Below are 1,592 nucleotides of genomic sequence, written 5' to 3' on the forward strand. Positions count from 1 at the left end.
CGTCGTAGCCCGATGCGATGAACGCATGCTTGCCGCCGCCCGGGCGTGCGTCGAAGGCCGTGGCCACATCCCAGCCCGCCGGCAGGCCGGTAACCGCGAGCGCATGCGGCTCGCGCTCGCGACCTTCGACCCGGAGACAGACGCCGGTGCCGTTGAAGAAGCCGCGGCTCGCGCCGAGGTAGGCGGCCCGCACCGACGTGTCGAAGGCGTAGACCCGGTAGCGGACGACCAGCGGCGCCGCGCCTTCGCAGCCGGCCAGCCAGGTCGCCTTGTCGAGCTGGCGCAGCGGCACAGGGCGGCCGCCCTGCTCGGCGCCGAGCGACGACAGATGGCGCGCGAACTCGCGGACGAGATAGCTGCCGGGAATCCACACCGGAAGGCTGAGGCGCTGCTCGGCGGCAGGCGCGGGCACGCTGAGCTCGACCCTAAAGAGATGGGTCCGGGTCGCCGAGCAATCAATGCCATAGCTGATCATGGGCGGGATTGTCGCCGGCCCCGTTCGCGGGCGAAGGGGAGCAAGATGGCGCCCTCGGTGATCGCCCAGCCGCGGAGGTCGGCTCGATGGATGCTCTTCTGATGGCCCGCATGCAGTTCGCGGCGAACATCACCTTCCACATCCTGTTCCCGACCATCAGCATCGCGCTCGGCTGGGTCCTCCTCTTCTTTCGCAGTCGCTGGCTGGCGACGCGCGAGCAGGGCTGGCTCGACGCCTACCGCTTCAGGACCAAGATCTTCGCGCTCAGCTTCGCGCTCGGCGTCGTCAGCGGCATCACCATGAGCTTCCAGTTCGGCACCAACTGGCCGGGCTTCATGGAAAAGGTCGGCAACATCGCCGGGCCGCTGCTCGGCTACGAGGTGCTCACCGCGTTCTTCCTCGAGGCGGGCTTCCTCGGCATCATGCTGTTCGGGCACGGCAAGGTGAGCGAGCGCATCCACCTGTTCGCCACCGTCATGGTCGCCTTCGGCACCACCCTCAGCGCCTTCTGGATCCTGGCCCTGAACTCGTGGATGCAGACGCCGGCCGGATACCGCATCGACGCCGAGGGCATCTACCACGCGACGAGCTGGCTCGCCGTGATCTTCAATCCGTCTTTCCCGTACCGGCTGGCGCACATGCTGCTGGCCTCGACGCTGACCGTGGCCTTCCTGCTCGCCGGGCTGGCCGCGTGGCAGCTGCTGCGCGGCGTCGCCGGCCGCTCCGCGCCGCGCGTGCTGCGCGTCGGCCTGACGATCGCCGCGGTCGCGATCCCGCTGCAGATCGCCGTCGGCGACCTGCACGGCCTGAACACGCTCGAGCACCAGCCGCAGAAGATCGCCGCGATGGAAGGCATCTGGCAGACCGAGCGAGGCGCCGGGCTGCGCCTGTTCGCCCTGCCCTCGGACGCCGAGCGCCGCAACCGCGCCGAGATCGTGATCCCGCTGCTCGGCAGCTGGATCCTCACCCACACGGCCGACGGCGAGATCAAGGGGCTCGACGAGTTCAAGGGCGCGCACCCGCCGGTGGCGCCCGTCTTCTGGGCCTTCCGGATCATGGTCGGCACGGGCCTGCTGATGCTCGCGGCGAGCTGGACCGGCGTCTGGCTCTACCGCCG

At 69.8% G+C, this 1,592-nt stretch carries 2 protein-coding genes; one reads left to right on the forward strand and one right to left on the reverse strand.

The window, feature by feature from the left end; genetic code table 11:
* Positions 1–475, reverse strand: a 475-nt coding sequence (locus tag AC30N0_RS00040) for a M61 family metallopeptidase (protein WP_489515897.1), incomplete at its 3' end; no start/stop codon positions are given.
* 86 nt (positions 476–561) lie between these two features.
* Here AC30N0_RS00040 and AC30N0_RS00045 point away from each other — a divergent pair.
* Positions 562–1,592 (forward strand): cytochrome ubiquinol oxidase subunit I (locus AC30N0_RS00045; protein ID WP_489515898.1); only part of this gene is annotated, 1,031 nt, incomplete at its 3' end.

The organism is Rhizobacter sp. (assembly GCF_031412495.1).
Lineage (GTDB): Bacteria > Pseudomonadota > Gammaproteobacteria > Burkholderiales > Burkholderiaceae_C > Schlegelella_A.